The organism is Chamaesiphon sp. (assembly GCF_041738855.1).
GTDB lineage: Bacteria > Cyanobacteriota > Cyanobacteriia > Cyanobacteriales > Chamaesiphonaceae > Chamaesiphon.
This window is the reverse complement of record NZ_JBGSPA010000077.1, coordinates 1-4394: the sequence shown is the minus strand read 5'-3', so window position 1 is coordinate 4394 and position 4394 is coordinate 1. Positions and strand designations below refer to the sequence as shown.

The following is a 4394-nucleotide window of genomic DNA, read 5'->3' as shown; positions in this document are numbered from 1 at the left end:
GTGAGGCTGCTTTGGAAGGCTTTGATACTGCTGTCTAAAGTCATTGTCATCTGTGATTCCTCCGAATCTGGAGCGAGGAGATTCCTGCTCCGCTAGTGGGTGAATTGATTCTTGATACTAAAAACCTTTCCTGATACCCCTTAGTGATGAGACTCAGTTGACTAACACTGTATGATTCTAGCGATAAGAAAAACTCTATCAAATGGAGGATAAAAAAGTATCTAAAAAGCTGCAACGGGGTATCATTGACATTACTACGATCGAGTAAAAATAAATCGATAGGTTGTTATTAAAAAGCCTTGAGGATTCTTTGATGGTGGTTGTGATGAATTTGCTGATGTTCTTGCTAGTTGTTCTTTGAGCAACTCATTTTCTGTTCGCAGTTCTGCCATTTCTTGCTCAATCTTATCCATCCGCCGCACTAATTCTTCAATTAGTTTGCGGAGTCTTTCCGAGCGGGTTTCCCGCTCATGGAAAAGACCCAAGCAGAGGACACTTACTGGCACTTGTGCCCACTCTTCTGGACTTATTGCCGCTCTTAGTTCTGGCACTGTCTTCTCCATGTGCCTTACGCTATCAGATTTCTTCGATTTTTGCTACTCCTGTGAACTTCTACGTTTTGGCTTCAGCGATGATTTTCGGCATGTTAATTATTCGATAAATTTATAATCAGAACCTACTCACTTTATCCTAGTCCAAAATTGTGAGGATCTTGTGAGGAAAGCATTAATCAATCGATGACTTTAGCTAAATATTTATCTTAATATTTAATTTATTATTATTGAGTTTTTTATGGCTATTACTGGTTAGCAATGGCTTATTTTTTAATAAAACCATCAGCCGATCGACGGATATTTAACTTAGATGTTAGTGGATAGTACTTACCTACCCGAATAGACTCAGAGCAGATCTAAAAAAAGGGACAAAAACTCCCACGATGAGATATTTGAGTAGCATTTGCGTTAAATATTATTACGTGTCAAAATTTTAAAAGTTTGCTGTACTCAGGCAGTTTTTGATATTTGACACCTGAGTTCGGATTCGATCGCTCAAGTGTCAACTTTAGTACATTTGACATTGTAGAAATAGTGAATACCTGCTAAGTTGTATGGGCACAGTCCCAATCAATTGTGTCAACCTATCATGCACAACAGCTTAATTGTTGTGACTAATATGAATCTACCTACCTTCACAGTGTTGATTGTTGAAGACTTGCCAGAAAATCGAGCGGTATATCGAGAGTCCCTACTGAGCGATTCAAGCTGTGCTTACGATCTAATTGAAGCGGGATCGGTGGCGGAGGGACTGGAACTATATAGTACGAACACGATCGATGCGATTTTACTCGATTATCTGCTCCCAGACGGGGATGGGCTGAAATTCCTAGAGATAATATCACAGCGAAGTCCCGGTCGGAGTCTACCTGTCGTGATGATGACGGGGCATGGTAGCGAAAGTGTTGCAGTTCGAGCGATGAAACTAGGTGCCCAAGATTATTTAGTCAAGGGCAGCTTTACGCCACAGCTATTGATCTCAGCCATGCAAAGTGCGATCGAGAATGCCCGCTTGCGGCGACAATTGCAGCAGTCTCACGATCTCCTGCGGGTATCGATCGACACTATGCTCGACTGCTTTGGCATCTATGCCGCGATTCGAGATGAAACAGGGCAGATTATCGACTTTCGGTTTGAATATTTGAACGCAGCGGCAATGGAGAGCAATCGCATGACTGCTGCTGACATTGGCAGAGGGATGTGTGAAGTATTTCCGGCTGTTTGCGAGACAGAGTTGTTTGAACGATACTGTCAAACGATCGCTACAGGCGTACCGCTGGTTCAGGACGATTTGATTTATACGGATGTGTTTGGTACGCAACAGCTCACGAAAGTCTATGACACGCGAGTTAGCAGATTAAATGATGGATTTGTGGCTACTTGGCGAGATGTGACCGTCGAAAGACAAGCCGAACAAGAGCGCGATCGCTTTTTTAATTTATCCCTCGATCTGCTGGCGATTGGGAATTTTGATGGGTATTTCATCCGCTTGAATCCAGCATTCGAGCAGATGCTGGGCTACACTATCGCCGAATTAATGGCACGACCCTTTCTGGACTTCGTTCATCCTGACGATCGAGAACAGACGATCGCTAGTGCGACCAGGTTGAGTGAAGGTCAGATGGAGATTGATTTTGAGAACCGCTATCGCTGCAAAGACGGTTCGTATCGCTGGCTATCTTGGAGTGCGATCCCGCATACCGAGCGGAATTTATGTTACGCAGTCGGGCGCGATATTACCGAGCGCAAGCAGACAGATCGCTACTTACAAGAATCCCAGGCGCAGTTAAAAACGGGGATTGAAGTTGCAGGGATCGGGCTGGCTAAGTTTGATTATGTCTCGAATCTAGTCGAGCTGTCTCCCGAAGCTGCCGCTTTATATGGACTTCCTACTGAGGAATCGGTCATTTCACGCGATCGAATTCACGCGACATTTCACCCAGACGATCGCGCCCAACTCGAACAGCAGATCGCCCAAGTGCTCGATCCCCAGGGTCAGGGTTGGTTTGCCCAGGAGCATCGGGTCGTGTGGTCTAATGGCGAAGTCCGCTGCTTGAGCGTCCGCAAACAAGTCTTCTTCGACCGTTCTGGTGCAGTTGCGCGACCAAGTTATGCCATCCTAGCGGCGATCGATATTACCGAACGCAATCGCACCCAAACCGCTCTCGAACATCGCAATCAAGAGCTAGACAGCTTTGTATATATAGTCTCCCACGATCTCAAAGCACCCCTGCGGGCAATTACCAATCTCTCTAGATGGATTGAAGAAGATTTGGAAAGCTCGCTGACCGTCGCCAATCAAGCGCAAATGACCCTGCTACGGAGCCGAGTAGAGCGGATGTCCGCCACGATCGATGGACTGCTCGACTATGCCCGTACCGGACAAACAACTGACATATCGAGCGAATCTGTCGTAGTGGCTCAACTGCTGGCTGAGGTCATCGATTCGCTCTCGCCCCCACCGACATTTTGCCTCGATATTGCCCCAATGCCAACCATATCCACAAACCGCCTCCTGTTATTTCAGGTGTTTGTCAATTTAATTGGCAATGCCATTAAGCATCACGACAGATCTGATGGCTCGATCCACATTTCAGCTCAAGAACGCGGCGATTGCTATGAATTCGCGGTGTCCGATGATGGCGCAGGGATTGCCCCAGAGCAGCACGAGCGGGTGTTTAGAATTTTTCAGGCGGTGAACCCGCAAAATCGAGCGGACAGTAAGGGGATCGGACTAGCAATTGTCAAAAAAATTGTCCAAGCCCAAGGTGGCACCATTTGGCTAGAGTCCCAGCTTGGTAAGGGCACAACGTTCTACTTTACTTGGCTCAAGTGATTTTCCCCTAGCGATTGAAACTCGAACGTAACCCTGCTGCTGCTTGTTGTACAGCCTGTTTCGCCTTATTTACTACTGCTCCCATCCCAAAAAATTCATGCGTCACATTGGTATAGTTAGTGGCTCTAACAGTTGTACCTTCGGTGCGTAATCGCTGTGCATAAGCTTGCCCTTCGCTCCTCAAGGGGTCGATGTCTGCCGTAATCACGGTTGCAGGTGGTAGACCTTTGAGGCTCTTAGCTCTCAATGGAGATGCGTAAGGATTACTGCCATCAGCCGGACTCTTGAGATATTTATCCCAGAACCATTCCATCCCTAATCGATTGAGCGGTACTTGAGGATTAGTACCAATCTCCTGATATGAAGGTGTATCAAAGGCATAATTGGTTACGGGATAAATCAGCATCTGATGTACTGGCATTTTACCCTGTCGATCGCGCGCCATTAAGCAAGCTACAGCCGCTAAGTTACCACCAGCACTCTCGCCACCAACGGCAACTCGCCTAGGATCGCCTTTAAGTTGAGCGGCATTCGTCATGACCCATTGCAGTGCTGCATAGGCATCTTCGGCGGCGGCTGGAAACTTATGTTCTGGAGCTTGACGGTAGGCGACGGAAACAACTATACACTTGGCGGCATTGGTTAGCGCACGGCAAGAAGCATCATAAGTATTGAGATTGGCAATGACCCAGCCGCCACCGTGAAAGTAGACTAATACGGGGAAGGAGCCTTGACCCTGGGGACGATAAATTCGGGCGAGGAGGTCGCCTGCTGGGCCAGGAATGAGTTGATGACTGATATCTCCGACCATTTCCACTGCGGGTTTGCCCTGTTTAGCTAATACACCGATGACGGCATCTGCGGCTGTGGGATTGTTACGAGCGTTTTCAGGTGAGAGTCGATCGAGCGGTGGTGCGTTGAAAGCAGCAAGTTCGTCTAGTACGGCTTTCATTTGAGCTTCAGGTGTAGTTGCAGCTTCTGCTAACTTAATCACCGCTGGATTG

Annotated in this window: 3 protein-coding genes; 1 reads left to right on the top strand and 2 read right to left on the bottom strand. The window is 47.2% G+C overall.

Translation table 11 applies throughout. The annotated features are described in order from the left end of the window. Positions 1-254 precede the first annotated feature (254 nt). Positions 255-551 carry a hypothetical protein gene (locus ACEW9I_RS07975; RefSeq protein ID WP_373539822.1) on the bottom strand — a complete coding sequence of 99 codons (297 nt, stop codon included), beginning with the start codon at positions 549-551 and terminating at the stop codon, positions 255-257. A gap of 622 nt (positions 552-1173) precedes the next feature. Here ACEW9I_RS07975 and ACEW9I_RS07970 point away from each other — a divergent pair. Then, positions 1174-3390, top strand: a complete 2217-nt coding sequence (locus ACEW9I_RS07970) for a PAS domain-containing protein (RefSeq protein ID WP_373539823.1) — start codon at positions 1174-1176, stop codon at positions 3388-3390. 7 nt (positions 3391-3397) lie between these two features. Here the strand turns inward: ACEW9I_RS07970 and ACEW9I_RS07965 are convergent. Next, positions 3398-4394: alpha/beta hydrolase (locus tag ACEW9I_RS07965; protein WP_373539821.1), on the bottom strand; the 997-nt coding region annotated here is incomplete at its 5' end.